This is a genomic window from Mesorhizobium sp. M1399 (assembly GCF_040317735.1).
In the GTDB taxonomy this organism is placed as follows: Bacteria; Pseudomonadota; Alphaproteobacteria; order Rhizobiales; family Rhizobiaceae; genus Mesorhizobium.
Map to the genome: position 1 here is coordinate 33516 of NZ_JAMYKZ010000003.1, position 21345 is coordinate 54860.

The 21345-nt window shown below is 61.1% G+C and carries 26 protein-coding genes and 1 tRNA gene; 11 read left to right on the top strand and 16 right to left on the bottom strand.

The window, feature by feature from the left end:
- Positions 1-9 precede the first annotated feature (9 nt).
- Entirely contained in the window at positions 10-399 is a 390-nt protein-coding gene (locus NKH05_RS05010; protein WP_352500864.1) for an Mth938-like domain-containing protein, read from the top strand.
- Positions 400-424: 25 nt separating this feature from the next.
- A complete protein-coding gene (locus NKH05_RS05015; RefSeq protein ID WP_502913233.1) occupies positions 425-1249 on the top strand; it encodes a phytoene/squalene synthase family protein in 825 nt (274 codons plus the stop codon).
- Between the two features lie 40 nt (positions 1250-1289).
- Here NKH05_RS05015 and NKH05_RS05020 read toward each other — a convergent pair whose 3' ends face one another.
- From NKH05_RS05020 to trmFO, 3 genes are all read right to left on the bottom strand, one after another.
- The gene (locus NKH05_RS05020) at positions 1290-1622 is read right to left on the bottom strand and encodes a type II toxin-antitoxin system RelE/ParE family toxin (protein ID WP_353025086.1); all 333 of its coding nucleotides are present in this window, start codon (positions 1620-1622) and stop codon (positions 1290-1292) included.
- On the bottom strand, positions 1594-1896 hold the full coding sequence (locus tag NKH05_RS05025; RefSeq protein ID WP_353025087.1) for a type II toxin-antitoxin system ParD family antitoxin: 303 nt from the start codon (positions 1894-1896) through the stop codon (positions 1594-1596). The genes NKH05_RS05020 and NKH05_RS05025 overlap by 29 nt, the downstream gene beginning before the upstream one ends.
- Positions 1897-1975: 79 nt before the next feature.
- On the bottom strand, positions 1976-3385 hold the full coding sequence (gene trmFO / locus NKH05_RS05030) for a methylenetetrahydrofolate--tRNA-(uracil(54)-C(5))-methyltransferase (FADH(2)-oxidizing) TrmFO (RefSeq protein ID WP_353025088.1): 1410 nt from the start codon (positions 3383-3385) through the stop codon (positions 1976-1978).
- Positions 3386-3534: 149 nt separating this feature from the next.
- Between trmFO and NKH05_RS05035 the strand changes: the two genes are divergently transcribed.
- Positions 3535-4086: a hypothetical protein gene (locus tag NKH05_RS05035; RefSeq protein WP_353025090.1), complete on the top strand. Its 552-nt coding sequence runs from the start codon at positions 3535-3537 to the stop codon at positions 4084-4086.
- Positions 4087-4422: 336 nt separating this feature from the next.
- On the opposite strand, the gene NKH05_RS05040 is transcribed toward NKH05_RS05035, so the two are convergent.
- Together NKH05_RS05040 and NKH05_RS05045 are read right to left on the bottom strand one after the other, a co-directional pair.
- Positions 4423-4563, bottom strand: coding sequence for a DUF1127 domain-containing protein (locus NKH05_RS05040; protein WP_023678914.1), 141 nt, complete (start codon positions 4561-4563; stop codon positions 4423-4425).
- Positions 4564-4611: 48 nt separating this feature from the next.
- On the bottom strand, positions 4612-4752 hold the full coding sequence (locus NKH05_RS05045; RefSeq protein ID WP_023720174.1) for a DUF1127 domain-containing protein: 141 nt from the start codon (positions 4750-4752) through the stop codon (positions 4612-4614).
- A 222-nt stretch (positions 4753-4974) separates the two neighbouring features.
- Here NKH05_RS05045 and NKH05_RS05050 point away from each other — a divergent pair, with 222 nt between their 5' ends.
- Together NKH05_RS05050 and NKH05_RS05055 are read left to right on the top strand one after the other, a co-directional pair.
- Entirely contained in the window at positions 4975-6087 is a 1113-nt protein-coding gene (locus tag NKH05_RS05050) for a DUF2157 domain-containing protein (RefSeq protein ID WP_352790524.1), read from the top strand.
- A complete protein-coding gene (locus NKH05_RS05055) occupies positions 6084-6665 on the top strand; it encodes a GDYXXLXY domain-containing protein (RefSeq protein ID WP_353025092.1) in 582 nt (193 codons plus the stop codon). Before NKH05_RS05050 ends, NKH05_RS05055 begins: the two co-directional genes overlap by 4 nt.
- Positions 6666-6813: 148 nt before the next feature.
- Here the strand turns inward: NKH05_RS05055 and NKH05_RS05060 are convergent.
- Positions 6814-6898 (bottom strand) — tRNA-Leu (locus NKH05_RS05060).
- A 343-nt stretch (positions 6899-7241) separates the two neighbouring features.
- Between NKH05_RS05060 and tig the strand changes: the two genes are divergently transcribed.
- From tig to NKH05_RS05085, 5 genes are all read left to right on the top strand, one after another.
- Positions 7242-8717 carry a trigger factor gene (gene tig, locus NKH05_RS05065; protein WP_352482299.1) on the top strand — a complete coding sequence of 492 codons (1476 nt, stop codon included), beginning with the start codon at positions 7242-7244 and terminating at the stop codon, positions 8715-8717.
- Positions 8718-8877: 160 nt separating this feature from the next.
- On the top strand, positions 8878-9402 hold the full coding sequence (locus NKH05_RS05070) for a hypothetical protein (RefSeq protein WP_352482143.1): 525 nt from the start codon (positions 8878-8880) through the stop codon (positions 9400-9402).
- Between the two features lie 212 nt (positions 9403-9614).
- The gene (locus NKH05_RS05075; RefSeq protein WP_502896297.1) at positions 9615-9968 is read left to right on the top strand and encodes a c-type cytochrome; all 354 of its coding nucleotides are present in this window, start codon (positions 9615-9617) and stop codon (positions 9966-9968) included.
- A gap of 147 nt (positions 9969-10115) precedes the next feature.
- Positions 10116-11048, top strand: coding sequence for a heme o synthase (locus tag NKH05_RS05080; RefSeq protein WP_352495382.1), 933 nt, complete (start codon positions 10116-10118; stop codon positions 11046-11048).
- Between the two features lie 318 nt (positions 11049-11366).
- A complete protein-coding gene (locus NKH05_RS05085) occupies positions 11367-12179 on the top strand; it encodes a DUF2189 domain-containing protein (protein ID WP_352482145.1) in 813 nt (270 codons plus the stop codon).
- A gap of 57 nt (positions 12180-12236) precedes the next feature.
- On the opposite strand, the gene NKH05_RS05090 is transcribed toward NKH05_RS05085, so the two are convergent.
- The 10 genes from NKH05_RS05090 to NKH05_RS05135 form a co-directional block, all read right to left on the bottom strand.
- A complete protein-coding gene (locus NKH05_RS05090; protein WP_023720166.1) occupies positions 12237-12710 on the bottom strand; it encodes an aminoacyl-tRNA deacylase in 474 nt (157 codons plus the stop codon).
- 144 nt (positions 12711-12854) lie between these two features.
- On the bottom strand, positions 12855-13259 hold the full coding sequence (locus tag NKH05_RS05095) for a cytochrome C oxidase subunit IV family protein (protein WP_023720165.1): 405 nt from the start codon (positions 13257-13259) through the stop codon (positions 12855-12857).
- Positions 13260-13269: 10 nt separating this feature from the next.
- Positions 13270-13992 carry a heme-copper oxidase subunit III family protein gene (locus tag NKH05_RS05100; RefSeq protein WP_352482147.1) on the bottom strand — a complete coding sequence of 241 codons (723 nt, stop codon included), beginning with the start codon at positions 13990-13992 and terminating at the stop codon, positions 13270-13272.
- 13 nt (positions 13993-14005) lie between these two features.
- Positions 14006-14710, bottom strand: a complete 705-nt coding sequence (locus tag NKH05_RS05105) for a cytochrome c oxidase subunit 3 (protein ID WP_352482148.1) — start codon at positions 14708-14710, stop codon at positions 14006-14008.
- Entirely contained in the window at positions 14707-16476 is a 1770-nt protein-coding gene (gene ctaD / locus NKH05_RS05110; RefSeq protein ID WP_023720163.1) for a cytochrome c oxidase subunit I, read from the bottom strand. The genes NKH05_RS05105 and ctaD overlap by 4 nt, the downstream gene beginning before the upstream one ends.
- Positions 16477-16567: 91 nt before the next feature.
- On the bottom strand, positions 16568-17383 hold the full coding sequence (gene coxB / locus NKH05_RS05115) for a cytochrome c oxidase subunit II (protein ID WP_023720162.1): 816 nt from the start codon (positions 17381-17383) through the stop codon (positions 16568-16570).
- Between the two features lie 308 nt (positions 17384-17691).
- Positions 17692-19038: a PQQ-dependent sugar dehydrogenase gene (locus NKH05_RS05120; RefSeq protein WP_352495411.1), complete on the bottom strand. Its 1347-nt coding sequence runs from the start codon at positions 19036-19038 to the stop codon at positions 17692-17694.
- Positions 19038-19487, bottom strand: coding sequence for a DUF2231 domain-containing protein (locus NKH05_RS05125; RefSeq protein ID WP_023720160.1), 450 nt, complete (start codon positions 19485-19487; stop codon positions 19038-19040). Before NKH05_RS05125 ends, NKH05_RS05120 begins: the two co-directional genes overlap by 1 nt.
- A gap of 128 nt (positions 19488-19615) precedes the next feature.
- Positions 19616-19972: an SPW repeat protein gene (locus NKH05_RS05130; RefSeq protein ID WP_353025093.1), complete on the bottom strand. Its 357-nt coding sequence runs from the start codon at positions 19970-19972 to the stop codon at positions 19616-19618.
- Positions 19973-20177: 205 nt separating this feature from the next.
- Positions 20178-20420, bottom strand: coding sequence for a hypothetical protein (locus tag NKH05_RS05135; protein ID WP_156948109.1), 243 nt, complete (start codon positions 20418-20420; stop codon positions 20178-20180).
- A gap of 24 nt (positions 20421-20444) precedes the next feature.
- Between NKH05_RS05135 and NKH05_RS05140 the strand changes: the two genes are divergently transcribed.
- Positions 20445-21311 (top strand): class I SAM-dependent methyltransferase, encoded by an 867-nt coding sequence (locus NKH05_RS05140; RefSeq protein WP_352495377.1) that lies wholly within the window; start codon positions 20445-20447, stop codon positions 21309-21311.
- Positions 21312-21345 lie beyond the last annotated feature (34 nt).

Here is a 21345-nt window from a genome sequence, read left to right on the forward strand (position 1 = left end):
TGCCGCAAAGTGGCCAAGGGCATCGTCATCCGCGAGGCGCATTTCCCCGGCCGCGCGCCGATCGAGGCTTATGGCAATGGCGGCTTCCGCTTTGCCGACATGTCGCATCGCGGCTCGCTGCTGTGCCTGCCTTCTGGCATCTATGGCTGGGAGCCGGCCGATCCGCTGGCGCTGACGGCAGCGGATTTCGCCAAGCTGTTCAACGAGGCCGACAAGGTCGAGATCCTGCTGGTCGGCAGCGGCAAGGATCTGAGGCCATTGCCTGCCGCGCTGCGTGCCGCGCTGAAGGATGCCGGCATTTCCGCCGATCCGATGTCGACCGGGGCGGCGGTGCGGACCTATAACGTGCTGCTGGCTGAAGACCGCGCCGTGGCCGCAGCACTCATCGCCGTCGACTGACGTGGCCGAAAACACCAAAGTCGTCATGGAGACGGTGCGCGCCGCCGATCATGACCGCTATCTCAGCGCGCTCTATGCGCCCGAGGACAAGCGCGACGCGCTGTTTTCTCTCTACGCCTTCAACGCCGAAATCGCCGGCATACGTGACCGCATCCACGAAGCACTGCCGGGCGAAGTCCGGCTGCAATGGTGGCGCGATATCATCACAGCCGAAGAGGATGGGGCTGAGGTCGGCCATCCCGTGGCGGACGCATTGAAGGCGACGATTTCCGCCCACCGTCTGCCGAAGGCGGCCTTCGACAATATGCTCGAAGCGCGCGTCTTCGATCTCTACGACGACCCGATGCCGTCGCGCACCGATCTCGAAGGCTATTGCGGCGAGACTGCCGCCGCGCTCATCCAACTCGCGGCGATGGTGCTCGATCCGGTCGAAGCACCGCGCTTTGCCGAACTTGCCGGCAGGGCAGGTTGTGCGCAGGCGATGACCGGTCTCCTGCTTCTGCTGCCGCTGCATCGCAAGCGGGGACAGTGCTTCGTCCCGGCCGACATTCTGGCTGCGGCGGGATCGTCGCCGCAAGAGTTCGTTACAGGTGACGGCGGGCCGGGCGCGGAACGCGCCGTTGCCGCGATGATCGCGCTGGCACGCGAGCATCTTTCCGCTTTCGAGCAGGGGGCGTCCGCCCTGCCGGTTTCACTGCGTCCGGCGTTTCTGCCGCTGGCGCTGACGGGCGCCTATCTCGGCAAGATGGAGACTCGACGCTTGCCCCTCAACGATGTGGCCCGGCTCTCAGGCCTGCGACGGCATTGGCTCTTGTTTCGGCGCGCGACGCAAGGCTGGCCGGCTGTGTGAAGGCTGCTGGCGCAACCTCGGTACCTTGAACCAGCGTCCGTTAGGATGGTTCGCTCGATCCGCCATCGCACATCAGCGTTTCATAATCGCGACCGCCATAGAAGATGTTGACGATGCGAATGAGATCGTCGCTGACAACATAGGCGATAAGAGCGGAGTGCTCGAACGGCACCGTTCGCAATCCTGGCGCAATGTCGTCGCGCGGCCGGCCGCCACGCGGTGAATTGCCGATGTTTTCGCAACGCAGCTTGATCCTGTCGACGAAATTGTTCGCAGCCGCTTCGCTCGCACCGCGGTTGACGATATAGCCGGCAATCGATGCCAAATCCGTGATCGAGCCTTCGCTAAGAACTACGGCGAGACGCTGGATCATCTTTCCCCTTCGCCAACTCCGAAATCCTGCTCTTCACTCTCGTGATTGCCTGGTCCAGCGGAACGTCAGGCCTTGTGTCCTCAATCGAAGCCTTCACGCGCGCCCTGATCGAGGCCATGCGCTCGGCATGTTCTTCCTCTTCGCGCTGGAAGGCGCGAAGTGCCGCGCGGATGACCTCGCTCGCCGATCCGTAGGAGCCGTCCTCGACCTTTTCGCGGATCATACGGGCCATGGCGGGCGTTACGGTGACGGACAGTTTCTCGGCGGATTCCATGGGATTTGGCCTCGCGACAAAGGAAGTAGGATAGTATCCTACTTCCGCGCCGCGCAACGCGCAAGAACGGACATCGGAACTATTCCGCAGCTTCGGCTCTCGCGGGCAGCCCCAGCCATTCGCGGCAATCGGCCAGCGCGCGCGATGTCACCGCGTGCCGCTTGGCGACCGTCTTGTCCTTGCCGCGCAGCCGCTTGCCTTCGATCTTTGGCGCGTCCACGGGCGGGAACAGGCCGAAATTGACGTTCATCGGCTGGAAAGAGCGCTTTCCCGGCTCGTCGTCGGAGACAATATGGCCGCCGGTGATGTGGTTGAGCAGCGCGCCGAAAGCGGTGGTCAACGGCGGCAGCGACGGCGCATGGCCAAGCCTTTCGGCGGCGGCGAAACGCCCGGCGAGCAGGCCGATGGCGGCACTCTCGACATAGCCCTCACAGCCGGTGATCTGGCCGGCAAAACGCAGGCCGGGCCGCGACTTCAACTGCAGCGAAGCGTCGAGCAGCGTCGGCGAATTGATGTAGGTGTTGCGGTGCAGGCCGCCGAGGCGGGCGAATTCGGCGTTTTCCAGCCCAGGAATGGTGCGGAAAATGCGCACCTGCTCGGCGTGCTTCAGCTTGGTCTGGAAGCCGACCATGTTGTAGAGCGTGCCCAGTGCGTTGTCCTGGCGAAGCTGGACGACGGCATAGGCCTTTACAGACGGATTGTGTGCATTGGTCAGCCCCATCGGCTTCATCGGCCCGTAACGCAATGTCTCGATGCCACGCTCGGCCATCACCTCGATCGGCAGGCAGCCGTCGAAATAGGGCGTGCCTTCCCATTGCTTGAATTCGGTTTTCTGGCCGTCGACCAGCGCCTGCACGAAGGCAAGGTACTGCTCCTTGTCCATCGGGCAGTTGATGTAATCCTTGCCGGTGCCGCCGGGGCCGACCTTGTCGTAGCGCGACTGGAACCAGCAGATATCCATGTCGATCGTGTCGAAATGGACGATCGGCGCGATGGCGTCGAAGAAGGCGAGCGCGTCGGCGCCGGTTGCTTCCGCGATCGACTGGGCGAGCGAAGGGGCGGTCAGCGGGCCGGTGGCGACGATCGCCTGGTCCCAGTCCGCCGGCGGCAGGCCAGGCACTTCCTCGCGCCGGATGGTGATGAGTGGGTGCGCTTCGAGCTTTCTGGTGACCGCTTCGGAAAATCCGTCGCGGTCGACGGCCAGCGCACCGCCGGCCGGCACCTGGTGCGCGTCGCCGGCGCTCATGATCAGCGAACCGGCGAGCCGCATTTCGGCATGCAGCAGGCCGACGGCATTGGCTTGCGCATCGTCGGAGCGGAAGGAATTGGAACAGACGAGCTCGGCCAGCCCGTCGGTCTTGTGCGCATCGGTGCCGCGGACGGGACGCATTTCATGCAGGATAACCGGAATGCCGGCTTCGGCCGCCTGCCAAGCAGCTTCGGAGCCGGCGAGACCGCCACCGATGACGTGAATGGGATTTGTGTTCATGAGCGCCGAAATAATCCCTTGGCGCGGCGATTGCAATTACACGAATCAGCCGCGCTGTTGCCGCCACGAGCTGCAATCGTCTACTATTGCGAATGGGTGGGAGTCTCGGGGTCTTTGCCAGAGCGACATTTCTGACAGTCGTGATCGCCGTGGGCGGATCAGCAGCGGCCGGCGAACTGGCCGCGACGGCTTCCAAGCGGATCCCCATATGCCATGGTTACGGTTGCAACTATCGCACGACGCTGGCGCTTGGCCCCAGTGACGGTGCGCGTTTCCGCTCTATCCTGCGTGCGGGCGCGGGTTCGCCCCAGGCCGAGCGCTCCGCTATTTCGAAGGCCGTCCGCTATTTCGAACAGCGCATTTTCCAGGCCATCGGCGTCCGCGACCAGCCGCAGTCGAAATTCGGTGCATCGCGCGTCAGGGGCCAGATGGATTGTGTCGACGAATCGACCAATACGCATGCGTTGCTGGTCTATCTTGCCGAGCGAAAACTGCTCAGGTTTCATAAGGTCGAGGACAAGGCCTCGCGAGGCCTGTTTGTCGACGGGCGCTATCCGCATTGGACGGCGGTGATCAGCGACCGCGGCGGTACAGAATGGGTGGTGGATTCCTGGTATGCGCCGATGGGCGGCGCGCCGGATATTTTTCCGCTGAGCCAGTGGAAGAAGCGAGGCGTGCTGAAGAGCGGCGCGCTGGACTGACGACGGGGACGTCCCACCAAAAACGGCTCCCGGGGCGTTTCGAGCCTGAAAACAACAACACCCGCCGGGGGAGGAGGTCCGGCGGGTGTCGTTTTGTTGGCCGATCCTCGGGAGGAGGTGAAGATCGACCGTATTCGTCATCGCCGGGGAGGAGGTCGGCTTTGACGAAATTCCTTTCGCCATTTGAAAGGGCGCGAAACCCTTCTTAGAAACAACGCCCGCCGGGGGAGGAGGTCCGGCGGGCGCCGTTTTTGTGGTCAACCCTCGGGAGGAGGTGAAGGCTGACCGTATCCGTCAGGGTCGGGGAGGAGGTCGACCCTGGCGAAATTCTGCTGGTTAGATCGCCCTGCGAGCGACCATCTTGATCTCGTCGCGGACGATGCCGAGATCATTGAGCTGGCGGTTTGACAGGCGACCCAGCTCGGTAACCGTCTCGCGGTAGACGCGCCAGTTACGATAGTTGCGGATCAGGTTCATTGTCGTTCTCTTTCAAAACTGGTTCGGACCATTTGCGGTCCGAAAGGATTAGACCGCCTTGCGGGCGACGTAGTGGATGTCGCCGCGGCTGATGCCGAGGTCGGTCAGTTCACGGGTGCTCAGGCGGCTCAGCTCAGAAACGGTGTCCCGGTAGCGGCGCCAGTTGCGATAGTTGCGGATCAGGTTCATGGTATTCTCGTTTCGTCTTTCTTTCGGATCATTCCGTCTTTGTGTGCACCGTGAAGATAAGAGGGGTCATATCGATTTAAAAGCGCTATTGGTGCATGGCAGCAATGCAAATTGTGCATTGCAGCATTAACGCGCGTCCAGCTTTCTGCCCAGATCGGAAAATGCCGTTAGGTCAAACGCTTGGGCGGACGAGCTAAAAGGGCTAAACAAAGGGGGAGGGGCATGGCGAGCTATTCGTCACGGGTCAGGTTGGATATCGCACGATGGCAGCAGGCCGGCCTGATCGACGCGCCGACAGCCGACGTGCTGACGCGCGACGTCGAGGCCAACGAACGCAAATCGCTGAGCTTCGGCTCGATCCTGGCGATGATGGCGGCGCTGTTGTTCGGCGCGGCTATCCTGATCTTCATCGCCGCCAACTGGGAAGTCATTCCGAGGCTGGTGCGGGTGGCGGCACTCTTTGCCGTTATCCTTGCCGGCTATGTCGGCGGCGCGGTGCTGAAAATGCGTGACCATGCGGCGATCGGCGAAGCGCTGTGGATCGTCGCGGCAGCAGCGTTCGGCGGATCGATCGCGCTGATCGGCCAGATGTACCACTTGTCGGGCGACGAGGCCTCCGCCGTGGTCACCTGGGGCGCCGGCACGGCGCTGGCGGCGGTGGCACTGCGCTCGAACCCGCTGACCGTCGCTGCCGTCGGCATCGCCGATGCCTGGCTGTTCCTGAAAGGCTTCGAGTATCGCGCGGAATTCCCGCATCTCTTCGTCGTCATGGCGCTGGTGCTGTTTGCCGTTTCGTTCTGGACGCGCAGCCAGGCCGCGCGCCACCTGATCATCCTGTCGGTGCTGTTCTATCTCGTGCTCCTGGTGACGCGGTACGACACGCTGCAAGTCGCCATTCCGCTCGTTGTCGCGTCGGTGCTGCTTTTTATCGCCGCGATCTTTGCTGCCGGGCCGGTCGACAGGATCTTGCAACTGGGTGGCAGGCTGCCCCTGCACGCGCTGATCGGCTTTCTCACCGGCCTGGCGATGATCCAGTTCGAACTGGCGGATGAAAGCAGCTACAGCAGCGGCTTCGCCATTGCCTCGGCTGTTGCGCTGGCCGGCATCGTCGCGGCGATCGTGCTGGGCGGCCGGGAGAGCCGGGGACTGCGCTGGGTTGCCTATGCGGGCTTCGCCTTCGAACTCGCCATCATCTATGTGGTGATGCTGCAATCAATGCTCGACACGGCAGGCTTCTTTCTTGCGGCGGCGGTGCTTCTCGCCGTTCTTGCTTTCATTATCATCCGCATAGAAAAGCGCATGAACGCCCCGGACATGACAGGAGCGGCAGCATGATGACCGGCAAAAGACTGATCATCTCGGCGCTGGTCCTGGCGCTTGTCCAGATCGGCTTCCTGAGCTGGATCATCGCCGGACGCGCGGCGATCCTGCGCGACGGCAAGCACGTACTGCTCAGGGTTGAGCCGATCGATCCGCGCGATCTCCTGCGCGGTGACTATATTTCGCTTGGCTACGAGATTTCGCGCATACCGGTGAAGCTGATCGGCAACATTCCAGCCGGCAAGCTGGCGAGTGACGACACGCCGATCGTGGTCAGGCTGAAGCCGGGCGCCGACGGCTATTGGGGTCCGACCGCGGCTTGGTTCGGGCAAGCGCCGGTGCCGGCAGCATCCGGTGAAGCCGATATCGTCGGACACGTCTCCGAGGGCTCGGATCTCAGCGCAGCCACGACGATCGCGCCGGATTACGGCATCGAGCGCTTCTATTTGCCGGAAGGCGAGGGGATGGCGATCCAGAACGACATGCGGGTGCGGCCGTTCGGCATCCGCGTCGCGATCGCGGCCAACGGCACGGCGCAGATCAAGGCGCTGGTGGACGGCGACAAGACGCTGTTCGAGGAGCCGCTCTATTGAAGCGTGGAAGAATCTAGGTGTCGGCGCTCGGGGGATCGAAATGGTGCGCCATAGTGGCGCCTGTCCTCCTCCGCCAAGGCTTCGGAGGGCACTCCTTCGTCTAACGAGCTTCGAGCGGCCTGCCACCCGAAGCTCGAAGAGCGAAGGGTGGTGCGGATGAAGGGACTCGAACCCCCACGCCTTTCGGCACTGGAACCTAAATCCAGGGCGTCTACCAATTCCGCCACATCCGCATTGCCCGGCCAATCCCATGTAGCCATCATTCTGTCAATGTCAGAGCCCACATCGGCATCATTGGCCGGAATGCAAAGATGGTTGAAAATCAGCGTCGCCTGTGACAAAAGGCGTGTCGAATGTGACGGGACGCGACGATCCGCTTCTGCAGAATGTGATAAGAAGTAGGAAAAACAAAGACTTATTCACATTTTGGAGCGTATTTCTGGAGGATTTGTGCCGCGTTGGGCGGACAAATCGCCAAGTCCCGCACCAAAAGCCATTCCCGGCAAGATCATACCGGCAGGCTGTGAACGGCAGGGGCCGTTTGACGGCCTCATTGGTGGAAACAAAGGTTTTATGATGCAGGTCACCGAAACGCTCAACTCCGGTCTCAAGCGCGAGATCAAGATCACCGTGCCGGCCGGTGACATGGAAGCCAAGCTGATGGCGCGGCTTTCCGACGCCAGGAACAAGGTCCGCATCAACGGCTTCCGCCCCGGCAAGGTGCCGGTGCAGCATCTGCGCAAAGTCTATGGCAAATCGTTCATGGCCGAAGTGGTCAACGAGATCCTCAACGACTCGACCCGTTCGATCATCACCGGGCGCGGCGAAAAGGCTGCCATGCAGCCCGAAGTGATCATGACCGAGGACGAGAAGGAAGCCGAGAAGATCCTGGCTGGTGGCGCAGATTTCGAGTTCCGCCTGAACTACGAGGTCATTCCGCCGATCGAGATCAAGGATTTCTCCGACATCAAGGTGACGCGTCAGGTATTCGAAGTGCCTGATGAGGAGATCGATGAACAGGTCAAGCGTGTCGCCGAGTCGGCGCGCACTTATGAGCCGAAGACCGGCAAGGCCGCCGAGGGCGACCGCGTGACCCTCGATTATGTCGGCAAGATCGACGGCGAAGCCTTCGGCGGCGGCGCCGGCACCGATCAGCCGCTGGTGCTCGGCTCGAAGGAATTCATCCCTGGCTTCGAGGACCAGCTGGTCGGCAGCAAGGCCGGCGACGAGAAGCAGGTCACGGTTACCTTCCCGGAAAACTACCAGGCGGCGCATCTGGCCGGCAAGGAAGCCACTTTCGACGTGACCGTCAAGGAAGTGTCGAAGCCCGGCGAACTTGAGATCAACGACGAGATGGCCAAAAACCTCGGCCTGGAGTCGCTGGAGCGCCTGCGCGAGGTGGTGCGCGGTCAGATCGAAAATCAGTTCGGCTCGATGACGCGCCAGAAGGTCAAGCGCCAGTTGCTCGACCAGCTCGACGCCGCCTACTCGTTCGAGGCGCCGTCCAAGCTCGTCGAGGCCGAGTTCAACAACATCTGGAACCAGGTCAACCGCGATCTCGAAGCCGCCGGGCGCACCTTTGCCGACGAAGAGACGACGGAAGAGGAAGCGCGTGCCGAATATATGCGGCTTGCCGAGCGCCGCGTGCGTCTCGGCCTGGTTCTCGCCGAAATCGGCGAGAAGGCGGGCGTCACGGTGACGGACGAGGAATTGCAGCGCGGCCTGTTCGAGCAGGTGCGTCGCTATCCGGCCAACCAGCAGCAGGAGGCCTTCGAATTCTATCGCAACAATCCCGAAGCGCTGAATACGTTGCGCGCGCCGATGTTCGAAGAGAAGGTGGTCGACCATCTGCTTGGCCAGATCTCGGTCACCGACGTCAAGGTCAGCAAGGAAGAGCTGCTGGCCGACGACGAGGATACGGAGACGACCAAGGCCAAGCCGGCGAAGAAGGCGGCTGCGAAAAAAGCCGACACCAAGAAGGCCGACGACGACGCTGAAGAGCCCAAGAAGAAGGCTGCGCCGAAGAAAAAGGCCGCCAAGGACGCTGAATAACGTCCCTGCTGAATTCCAAAAGGCCGCCTTCTCGAGGCGGCCTTTTTCGTTGTGGCGCAGGCGCAACGGATTTCACGCATCTGGCGGTCGAGGTGGCGATACGAAGCTTTGATGATTATCTGCGCTGGGTTGCGGATCGCAGCGGTTGTTGGAGGCATCGTTGAGACAGTTCTTCGGTATCGGAAGCGTGGTCGCGGCGGCGTTCCTGCTTGCGTCGGTCTACGGCATCGCCCAGGCTGACACGGTTCTCGACAACTGGCGGTTCGACAAGACCAGCGACGGTCTTGTCACCGCCTCGCTTTACGCTACCAACAAGCTCATCACCGGCGGCGGCGCATTGAGCTACAGCCCGGTATTGACGATTGCCTGCCGGACCGCCGGCGAACCGCGTTGGAGCGAATGGCTGCAGCTGAGCGATACTGTTTCCGCCAGCCGAACCATCGCCATGTCGGTGACTGTCGACCAATCCGGCAAGCTCAACGAAAGCTGGTCGGTCGGCCCGCGCAGCAGGATGCTGGTGCGCGACGGTGCCGACGGCATCAGGCGACTGATTTCCGCGGACCGGCTGCTGCTGTCCTGGCGGTTCGGGCTGCTGTCGGGGCGCGGCAAAGCCGAGTTTGACCTCGCCGGAGTTGAAGAGGCGGTCGGCCGGATCGCCACCACCTGCAACACCAAATTGCCTTGAGCAGATTGTCCGCATGAAACCTTTGCATGGCCGAACTCTACCTGCCGGCCGGGTTCCGTGGTATGTAGGTGCCGCAACTCCAGGCAGTGGATATCCGTTCTGCCATTCAAGAGCGCATGCCAGCGGACTAGATGTCGGCCTGTGCAGGTCAGCCAGGGCAAATTGGCGATCAGGGAGGAAATGCCATGCGTGCCATTGTGTTTTTTATCATCATGTCGGTCGCGACCGTCATCGCCGGCCCCTCGTGGGCTCAGGATGCCGCGGCGGGTGAGAAGGTCTTCGCCAAATGCAAGGTCTGCCACGTCGCGGACAAGGATCAGAACAAGGTCGGTCCGTCGTTGAACGGCGTCATCGGCCGAACGGCCGGCACGCATCCGGGGTTCAGCTATTCCAAGGCGATGACCGAGGCCGGCAAGTCCGGCGTCAAATGGGATGAGGCCACGCTGACGAGCTACCTTCGCGATCCCAAGGCGATGGTCAAAGGAACGAAGATGGCGTTTCCCGGCCTCAAGAAAGACGAGGACATCGTCAATGTCATTGCCTATCTGAAGCAATTCTCCAAATAACGCGGCTCTTCCGCCGGATCTTGGTATCGCAAACAGGTCGAGGCATAGCCTCGGCCGCAATCTGCCGGCAGTGTCGGTGGGGAGGGCGGCTTGTTGCAAAAAAGACATTGGCCGGCTAGGCTGCCGTTCCCATCGGTGGTCGTCTGAATGTCGACTGAAGAAAGCCGTCTCAAGGATACCGGCATCCGCCTCTCGGAGGCGACGGCGGGTGATTTCCTTGCGCTTTTGAAACCACGGGTCATGGCGCTTGCCGTGTTTACTGCGTTCGTCGGCCTGATGATGGCGCCCGGCGTAATGAATCCAGTTATCGCCGTAATCGCCATCGGCGCAATTGCGGTTGGAGCAGGGGCGGCCGGCGCGCTCAATATGTGGTACGACGCAGACATAGACGCCTTGATGTCTCGCACGTCCAAGCGACCAATTCCGTCAGGCCGCGTCACGCCTGGCGAAGCTCTCGGCTTCGGCTTGGTGCTTTCCGCACTGTCGGTCATGACGCTCGGCGTGCTGGTGGGATGGCTTGCCGCATCGCTGTTGGCGTTCACCATCTTTTTCTATGTCGTTATCTACACGATGTGGCTGAAACGCTCGACGCCACAGAATATCGTCATAGGCGGCGCGGCAGGCGCCCTTCCTCCGGTGATCGGGTGGGCGGCTGCAACCGGCGCAATCGGCATCGAAAGTGTCATTCTGTTTCTGATCATTTTCCTCTGGACGCCGCCTCATTTCTGGGCGCTGGCCCTTTTCAAGGTCGGCGACTATGCCGCGGCGGGCATCCCGATGATGCCGAATGTGGCCGGCCAGCACTCGACCAGAAAACAAATCTTCGCCTATTCGCTGGTCTTGGCGCCAATCGGCGTGCTTCCTTGGGCCTTCGGCTTCGCCAGCGGATACTACGGCACTGCTTCAGCAGCGTTGGGCGCAGGGTTCATTTGGCACGCCTGGAAGGTCCTCGTCGCCGACAAGGAGATGAAGCCGGCAAAGGCGTTGTTTGCGTATTCGATTGTCTATCTTTTCGCGATCTTCGCGGCGCTGCTTGCCGACACCATTGTAATGCGAGTGGTCGCGTCAGCCGGCTATTGAGCCCGGCTAAAAACATCACGTTGGCAGAGCACAAAATCCCAGCAACAGCAGAATAACGATGCCAAGGCCGAGTATGAGAACTGTCCTTCCATCCATGACCTTCACCTTCGTCTAGAAGAGCATATCGAAGAAAGGTGTCCAGAGCTAGTCGGGCTACCCGGGACCTCTTACCCCCCGGGGGCCTTCGTACAAAGCGCGACAAGTCCCCCGCATGAGAGTATATTGATCATGGTGCAGGTCGCGGTTTGCGTGGCCAATCACGCAGAACGGCAGCACCGTAAAACGCGACCTTACCGGACCCGGTCTGGAGGAATGGTCATGGCAAGTTTTCACGTGATAGCAGGCGCCAACGAGACGCTGGAACACACCAGAATTCGAAAAATCGGTGTCTCCGATCTTTTTGATGCGCTCAGGCGTGGCGTCGATGATTTCATGGTCAAGCCGTCGCACATCGTTTTTCTCTGCCTGATCTACCCGCTTGCGGGGGTCGTGCTTGCCGTCTGGACATCAGGCAACAACACGCTGCCATTGTTGTTTCCGCTTGTGTCCGGCTTTGCGCTAATTGGTCCGTTCGCGGCGATCGGCCTCTATGAGATCAGCCGGCGACGGGAAGCCGGGCTCGATGCCTCGTGGAGGCACGCCTTTGAGGTCAGAAGTTCTCCGGCGCTGCCGGCTATTGCGGCGGTCGGCATCATGCTGCTTGCGATATTCATCGCCTGGCTTTTGACGGCCCAGATATTTTACCAGACCGTGTTCGGCCCGGCGCCGCCGCAATCGCTGTCCAGCTTCATCAGTGATATATTCGCCACGGGACGCGGCTGGACACTCATCATCCTGGGTCACGCCATCGGCTTTGTGTTCGCCGCGGTTGTGTTGTGCACCACGGTCGTCGCATTCCCGTTGTTGCTCGACCGCGATGTCGGCGCCTACGAAGCCATCCACACCTCGGTGCGCGTTGTCCTGGCCAACCCGATCGTGATGGCAGTGTGGGGCCTTATTGTCGCCGTCGCCTTGATCATCGGCTCGCTGCCAGTGTTCGCCGGGTTGGCGGTCGTGCTGCCGATCCTTGGTCATGCCACCTGGCATGTCTATCGGAAAGTTGTCGAATCGCCGCCGGCTACCAGACCGTGAGCTGAAAAACCTGTCCTCCGCACCGAGCGCCGGTGCGGGGAGGGTGGGGCAGAGCTTTCAATAGGCCGGGTGGCTGAAACGGGCCTGGCGCGCGTCTTTTGTCAGGTCGCGGAAATCCTTGCCGCTCACATGCACCAGCGTCCTATGGTCACCGCCCTCGAAATAGATTTCGGGAGCGTCGCCGAGGCTTTCATCGAGGACCACCGGCACATCATAGGCAGCGCCGATCGGCGGCACAGCGCCGACATCGCAATCGCCGAACAACGAGACCACCTCGTCTTCGGAGGCAAGTCCAAGAGGCTTGTCCATAACATCCTGCAATGTCGCGAGTTCTATCCTGTGCGTGCTTGGAACCACGGCCAGCGCGTAGCCACGGTCGTGGTGAACGACCACCGATTTGGCCATTATGCTGCCAGGCACATGTGCCGCAATGGCGGATTGTCTGCTTGTCGCCGTGCGGTGATGCTCGACGGTGTCGTAGGAAATGCCTTTCTTATCGATGAAGTCCTTCAGTCTGTTTGCGATGGTCATCTTGGGCGCCCCTTGCTGGTGTTCGCGACGCATGTGGAAACGCCGGCATCGCCTGTCGTTTCCGATACCAACAGAAATGGTCCAGCCGTAGATTGTTTCAAGGCGAAGGCTCCAGAACAGGACGGCCTGGATCCGAATTGCATGTCAGGGCCCGGCCCCGAAAAACGCCATTCGGGTGAGAAGGGTGTAGTCCGCTTCGAAGACCATCAGCGTCACGAATACCAGCACCAGCACCGGCGGCAGGATGATTGCATATGTCAGCGCCAGCCGTTCCCAGGCCATGTGCATGAAGATGGCGACGATCAGCCCTGCCTTGAGGATCATGAAGATCAGGATCAGCGACCATCTGAGATAGCCGTGGAGCCCGAAATAGTCGACCAGATAGGAGCAGGTGCTGAGGATGAACAGCCACGCCCAGACCACCAGGTAGAGCTTGATCGGGTGCTCCTGATGAACCTCCGTAGGGGTAACGCTGGTCGCCGTCGCATCATGCGTACGGGCGCTGTCGAGCGTGTGTTGTCCAAGGCCATTTGCGGTTGCTTCAGCCATGTCCTGCCTCTCACCAAAGATAGAAAAATGCGAAAATGAACACCCAGACCAGGTCGACGAAATGCCAGTAGAGCCCCATGATTTCGACGTTTTCGTAGCGGCCCCTCCGGCTGGTGAAGAAGCCGGGCCGTCCGACGTCGTAGTCCCCGCGCCAGACCTTTCGCGCCACGATGATCAGGAAAATCACCCCGATCGACACATGTGTGCCGTGGAAGCCGGTGATCATGAAAAAGGATGCGCCGAACTGTGCAGCGCCCCACGGATTGCCCCAAGGCCGCACGCCCTCGGTGATCAGCTTGGTCCATTCGAAGGCTTGCATGCCGACGAAGGTCGCGCCGAGTGCCGCGGTCAAAAGCATCAGGACTGCCGTCTTGCGGCGGTCGCGGCGGTAGCCGAAATTCACCGCCATGGCCATCGTTCCGCTGCTCGAGATCAGGACGAAGGTCATGATGGCGATAAGGATCAATGGAATGTCGGAGCCGCCGATGCGCAGGGCAAAGACCTCGCTCGGATTGGGCCACGGCACGCGTGTGGAGATACGGTCGGTCATGTAGGAGAGCAGGAAGCAGCCGAAGATGAACGTGTCGCTGAGCAGGAAGATCCACATCATGGCCTTGCCCCAAGACACGTTTTTGAACGCCCGCTGATCCGAGGACCAGTCGGCGGCGATGCCTTGCCAGCCTGCGGGCCGCGGCCCCGTTCGGCCGATGTGGGTCAGTGTCGTCTCAGCCATCCGCCCGTTCCTCCTAGGTCAGCAACCCTCGGCAAATGTCGATTAAAGTCGAAGCCCAGCCGGCCAGAAGAGCGAAGATGGCGAGCCAGACGAAAAGCAGGAAATGCCAGTACATGGCGCACAGCTCGACGCTCAGGCGAAGCCGCTGCGGCCGCGCACCGTTCCAGGCACCGACGGTCGTTCTGCCCAGGCCGACCAGCCCTCCCAGGATATGCAGCCCATGCATTCCCGTTAGCAGGTAGAAGAAGCTGTTGGCCGGATTGGACGCCAGAAAATAGCCATCCGCGCTCAGTTCCCGCCATGCCATAAGCTGTCCAACCAGGAAGGCGAGCGCCGTGAGTCCAGCGGTGGCGAGGCCGAGCCTGACCATGTCCACTTGACCCTTGCGCGCCGCGAGCGAAGCGCACTGCATGGCAATGCTGCTCAAGACCAGTACGCCGGTATTAAGCCAGAGCAGAGGCGGGATGGGCAGCGGCTGCCAATCCGACAGCGCCATGCGCATGAAGTAAGCACTGGTGAACAGCGCGAACAGGCAGCCGACGACGGCAAGGAAGACGCCGAGACCGATCTTTGCGGTCGGAAGCGCCGATCGGTCCAGGGCGACAAAATCCCCGACCAAACCTTGCTCGAGCCACGGCCTCGTCATTAGCCGCTGATGCGAGAGCCACCACCCAGCAATGCCGGCGATCACGAGCAGGAAAACCAGAATGACGCTCATGCCGGCTCCCTGGAAGGTCCGAAGGAGCCCGGAACGTTTTGCGGTATGAAGTCCTCCTTGGCGCCCGGTACGCTGTAGTCATAGGCCCAGCGATAGACGATCGGCAGATCCTTGCCGAAATTGCCATGGCCCGGCGGTGTTTCGGCCGTCTGCCACTCGAGCGTCGTTGCCCGCCACGGATTGCCACCAGCCTCACGGCCATGGCGGATGCTCCAGATGAGATTGAACAGAAACACGATCTGGGCAAAACCGACGATAAAAGCCATGATGCTGATAAACGAGTTGAGGTGGTGGGCCGATTCCGTCATCACCGTCATATCGGTCAATTCGTTGTAGCGCCGCGGCACGCCCATCAAGCCGAGATAGTGCATGGGAAAGAAGATCAGATAGGCGCCAAGGAAGGTGACCCAGAAATGGAACCGGCCCAGCGTCTCGTTCAGCATCCGACCGGTGACCTTCGGATACCAGTGATAGATCGCGCCGAAGATTACGATGATCGGGGCGACCCCCATGACCATATGGAAATGGGCGACGACGAACATCGTGTCCGACAGCGGAACGTCGACGACGACATTGCCGAGGAATAGCCCAGTCAACCCGCCATTGACGAAGGTGACGATGAAGGCCAGGGCAAAAAGCATCGGTATGGTGAGGTGGATGTCGCCACGCCACAGCGTCAGCACCCAGTTGTAGACCTTGATGGCTGTCGGAACCGCGATGATCAATGTCGTGGTGGCGAAGAAAAAGCCGAAATAGGGATGCATGCCGCTGACATACATGTGGTGCGCCCAGACCACGAAGCTCAGTGCGCCAATGCCGACGATGGCCCAGACCATCATGCGGTAGCCGAAGATGTTCTTGCGCGCATGGGTGCTGATCAGGTCGGAGACGATGCCGAAGGCCGGAAGCGCCACGATGTAGACCTCAGGGTGGCCGAAGAACCAGAACAGATGCTGGAACAGGATCGGGCTGCCGCCGCCATGCTGCAATTGTTCGCCCATCTCGACGATCGCCGGCATGAAGAAGCTGGTGCCGAGCGCCCGGTCGAGCAGCATCATCACGCAGGCGACGAACAGTGCCGGGAAGGCGAGCAGCGCCATGACGGTGGCGGTGAAAATACCCCAGACGGTGAGCGGAAGGCGCATCAGTGTCATGCCGCGCGTGCGGCCCTGTAGCACCGTCACGACATAGTTCAAGCCGCCCATGGTGAAGCCGATGATGAACAGGATCAGCGAGACGAGCATCAGGATGATGCCCCAGTCCTGGCCGCCTGGCGTACCGGTCATGATCGCCTGCGGCGGATAGAGCGTCCAGCCGGCACCTGTCGGTCCGCCGGGGGCAAAGAAGCTCGACACGAGGACCAGCACGGCCAGGAGATAGATCCAGTAGCTCAGCATGTTGACATAGGGAAAGACCATGTCGCGAGCGCCAACCATCAGCGGGATCAGATAGTTGCCGAAGCCGCCCAGGAAGAGTGCGGTGAGCAGGTAGATCACCATGATCATGCCGTGCATGGTGATGAACTGGTAGTAGGCTTCCGGGGTGATGAAGTCGAACGTGCCGGGGAAGCCGAGCTGCAGCCGCATCAGCCAGGACAACACCAGCGCCACCATGCCGATCGCCGTCGCGGTCGCCGAATACTGGATGGCGATGACCTTGGCATCCTGCGAGAAAACGTATTTCGTCCACCAGCTGTGCGGATGGTAAAGTTCCATTTCCGCGACTTCGGCCGGCGGTACCGCATCTGCAGGTGTGATATCGACCATAGGAACACCTCCGTGCCCTTTTCGGCCATGCCCGACAGTTCGGGCCTGCCGCAATCTTTTCAATGCCGACGGCGCGCCGTCGTTCCGGCGTCTACTCTGCCGAGCCCATCTGTTGGGGCGCGGACAGCTGCGCAAAAGTCTGCTGCTGGCCAAGCCACGCCAGATAATCTTCCTGCGTATCGACCATGACCACGCCATGCATCATCGGATGCCCTTGGCCGCAGAGTTCGGCACACAGGACCTGGAAGGTTCCGGTCTTGGTCGGAGTGAACCAGAAATAGGTGACTGAGCCCGGGATCATGTCCATCTTGGCGCGGAATTCCGGCACGTAGAAATCGTGCAGCACATCGATCGAGCGGAGCAGCATCTTGACCGGTTTGCCAACCGGCAGATGCAGGTCGGCCGCTTCGACCACGACGTCGTCCTGGCCGTTGGCATCAGCGGCGATGACGCCGAGCGGATTTTCAGCGTTGACGTCGCGAGTGTCGGATGTGCCGAGCTTGCCGTCCTTGCCGGGCAGGCGGAAACTCCATTGCCATTGCTGGCCGACGACTTCGACCTCGGTTGCGTCGCTTGGGACGTTGACGAAGCGGCTCCAGACGAACAGGCCGGGAACCAGCAAAGCCGTGACACCGACGGCAGTGACGACCGTCAGCCAGGATTCGAGCCGCCTGTTCTCAGGTTCATATGCCGCCTGATTGCCTTCCCGATGACGGAAGCGGAAGACGCAATAGGCCATGAAAAGAACCACGGCGGCGAAGACGACGCCGGTGATCCAGAAAGTTATGATGATGGTGTTGTCGATATAGTCCCAGTTCGAGGCAATCGGCGTCCACCACCATGGGCTCAGGAAGTGGAACAACACCGAGCCCACGACGATCAGAACGAGTACAAGCGCAACGGCCATGTCCCGGTTCCTCCCGGTATTCCAAGCGGCGCAAAGCCGTCCCGGGAAATACCAAGTGCATCATAACTTGATTTGCGATGAAAATTCTAGAGCCGGCGGTGGGAAGGGCAAAAATACCATTTCTCGGTGCTGGCGGTCCTTCGGTTCGGCGGTGATCAGCGGTAGCGCGCGGCAAACATCGTCAGCGTCGAGTAAACGGCAATGGCGAGCATGCCGAATGTGCCCGGAACGGCGATCGTCGGGGATCGTCGCGCGCAGGGTTCGATCCCCTGCTCGACCGACAGCTCGACGAAGGGAGTGGAGCCCCTTTATTGGCCGGCAGATGTCACCCGCCAAACTGTGTTGCCGACGTCGTCGGCGATGAGCAGGGCCCCGGTTTTGTCGACGGCCAGGCCGACAGGCCGGCCGCGCGCCTTGTTGTCCTTGTCCAAGAAGTCAGTCACCACGTCCTGTGCGGCGCCACTCGGATGGCCGCGGCTGAATGGTACGAACACCACCTTGTAGCCATTGAAGCGCGTGCGGTTCCAGCTCCCGTGCTCGCCAACGAAGGCGCCGGCGCGATACGCCTGGGGGAGGCTGGTTGCCGTGTAGAAGGCCAATCCCAGAGGGGCGACGTGGGAGCTCAGCGCATAATCCGGAACGATCGCTTTCGCGACCAGGTCCGGACGCTGGGGCATGACTCGGGGATCGAGATGCTGGCCGTAATAGCTGTATGGCCACCCGTAGAAGCCGCCGTCCTTTACCGACGTCAGATAATCCGGCACGAGATTGGGGCCGAGCTCGTCGCGCTCATTGATCACGGCCCAGAGCGCCCCGGTCTGCGGCTCCCAGCTCAGGCCATTCGGATTGCGCAAACCGCTGGCGAAAATGCGCGACCTGCCGGTAGCCCTGTCCACCTGCCAGATCGCGGCGCGGTCCTTCTCCGCCTCGATGCCGTTCTCGGCCACGTTGCTGTTCGAGCCGATGCCGACATAGAGCAGCGAGCCGTCCGGGCTTGCCACCAGGCTCTTCGTCCAATGGTGGTCGATCGGGCCGCCGGGCAGGGCGGTGAGCGGCGTTCCGGGCGCGGTGATCTTGGTGTCGCCGGTGGTGTAGGGATAGCGAACAATGGAATCAGTGTTGGCAACGTAGAGATCGCTTCCCACCAGCGCCACGCCGAAGGGCGAGCTCAGGTGGTCGAGGAAGACGCTGGTCAGCTCGGGCTTGCCATCGCCATCGGCGTCGCGCAGCAAGGTGATGCGGTTGCTTGGGCCGCTGTCGCCGCCCGAAGTGACCCACGATTCGATCCAGCCCATCACCAAATCCTTGGGCCGTTTGATCGGTTCGCCGCCCGGCGCCTTGGACTCGACCACCAGGACGTCGCCATTGGGCAGCACATAAAGTGAGCGCGGATGCTGCAAGCCGTTGGCAAAAGCCTGGATCTGCAGCCCCTGCGCGACTGTCGGCTTTTCGTCGTTCTTCCATCCTACCACGGAAGCGAGATGCATGGGCGGGAAGAAATATTGGATCGGCTCCGGCAGGTTTGGATTCGGCCCTATCTGACTGCTGGGATCCGGGTCGTTGCCGCTGCACGCTGCAAGAGTGATCGCCGCAGTGCAAGTAAGGATGGACGCCGCGATGCGCCCGGCCTGTCTGATGGAGCTTGCTACGCGCATCAATCCGCCACTCCGACGTGATGCCGGTACACCATGGACCAGCCCAGCCAACCAGTGAAGATGAGGATGAGCACGACAACCGCCGAGAGGATCAAGCCGGTGGGAACGATGGAGGTCCATGCATCGCGGGTGTGCACGAGCATGTTGATCACGGACAACACCAGCGCCAGCAGATTACCGAGCACGTGCGGCCAGGCAGGGGGCTGTGCCCTTATCAGCGGATTAGCCAGAAAATCGATCAACCCCACGATCGCTGCAAGGCAGCCCATGATCACGCCGACGGTAACCAGCCAAGCAGAGAAGTCCGCCCACATCATTTCCGCTGTTCGCCAATAGGCCAGATCCGTCAGCAAGGTGCCGACGAAGCAGGCGATCGGAAACGGCACGAGCATCGGATGAATGGGATGTCCCGCAATCCTGGCCGTCGAACGCGGATTGTCACCGACCATAATGCGCAATCCTTCTCAGATCTCGTCCAAACAAACTGGCATCCGGCCTCTGGGCGGCTGTTGCCGAGAGGCCGGCAGACGAACCATCGATCCGTCAGGCCCAAAAGGGCGCTGGCTGGCTGCGCCTGTTAGGCGGCGGACTGGGTCGGCGGGTTCTGGTACATCATCCAGAGCTCGATCGCGGCCAGGACGGCAACCAGAATGCCGATCACGACATGCACGGTCATCGCCGTGGTCGCCTGGAATCCAAGCACCCAGGGCGATACGAGAACCCACAGTCCGACGACCAGGTTCACCCACTCTTCCCAGACGGCAAATGCCGCGAGAGCGGCAATCGAAAGCACGACAATCAAGATTCCGCTGCCGAGGGCGTTCTGCGTCTGCGGGCCTGCCGCAAAGGCGAAGATCCAGGGAGAGAAGAACAGAATTGCCCCAAGGAACAGGTTGGCTACGTCACAGAGCCTGGCGTTTGTCCACTGGTTCATGGCATCCTCCATAGGGAGCGTTTATGGCTCCCGAGTTCGGCAAGGTGGTGCCTGAGTCCGGCGAGATGCGCCCGAAGCCGCTCACTCCGTGTTACGGCAGTGCCCTTGCCCGGCCGGAGTTCCGCATCTGGCGGTACTCCAGCCAAATCCGGCTATCTAACTGAATTCCGGGCTTTATGTTCCATTCGGCACCGGCACGCCTGGATCACTTGATGGTGATCGAGCGATCCAAAGCCGCAGTGGACATGGTCAGCGGCGACGTGCCAGCGGCGCGGACAGGCTCATTCTTTTCTCGATCCGGTGAAAACATTGGTCGTGGATCGCAGTTCTTGAAGACGAGACGCTCTTGCTCGTCTTGATTGCCGCCGAAGCTTGTTTGAGAGGCGACCGGTCCGGATTGACGCGCGATACTTTCGCTGCAAAGGTATCTTAACGACTTGTTTACCATGCGTCAGTCAGGGTTGGGGGGAATTTGGAACCGTTTCTGGGTGCGAACCGCCTTAATTGGGATGATCGGGCCGAACTGCACTCGACCGACACAACGGGCAGCTACCACATCGAGAATGTGCTGGCAGGCGGATCCAATCTCTATGAGCTGGAAACGCGCGAGGTCGGCGATATTGCCGGCAAGGATATCGTCCACCTGCAGTGTCACATCGGCCTTGACACAATCAGCTTGAAGAATCTTGGTGCGGGCAGCGTGACCGGCCTCGACTTTTCACCCGCGGCGATCGCGGCGGCGCGGGATTTCGCTGCGAAGGCAGGCACCGACGTGCGTTTCGTGGAAGCGCCACTGTTCGAGGCGGTCGAAGCCCTGGGCCGGACCTTTGACATCGCTTACGTTACCTGGGGTTCGGTAAACTGGCTGGACGACGTGTTCCGTTGGGCGCGGGTGGTTGCCGATCTCCTGCGACCCGGCGGCCGGCTCTACATGGCAGAGGGCCATCCATTGATGTTTCAGTGCAATCGAAAGGCCGCGGCTCTGGAGTTGAAGCACGACTGGCGAACGCCGATAGCTCGGCCGCTCGCCTGGAACGAGGAACTGACCTACACCGGCGATGACCGCATCTTGAAGCATCCTCGCTATTATGAGTGGATCCACCCGATCAGTGACGTGGTGAACGCGCTGATTTCAGCTGGTCTGACGCTCGATTTTCTCAATGAGCATGACACGGTTTCGTGGCAGCACTTTTCATTTGCAGTGCGGGCCGGCAAGGATATGTACGGCCTGCCAGAGAACTCTCCCAAGATACCGATGGCCTATTCCATTGGCGCGACGAAGCGGAGCGTCGGCAAGATACCATATCTTGTGTCTCACAAGTCGATCGAGGGCCACTAGCCCAAGGTCAACGCTCTTGACGTACTCGGGTCGG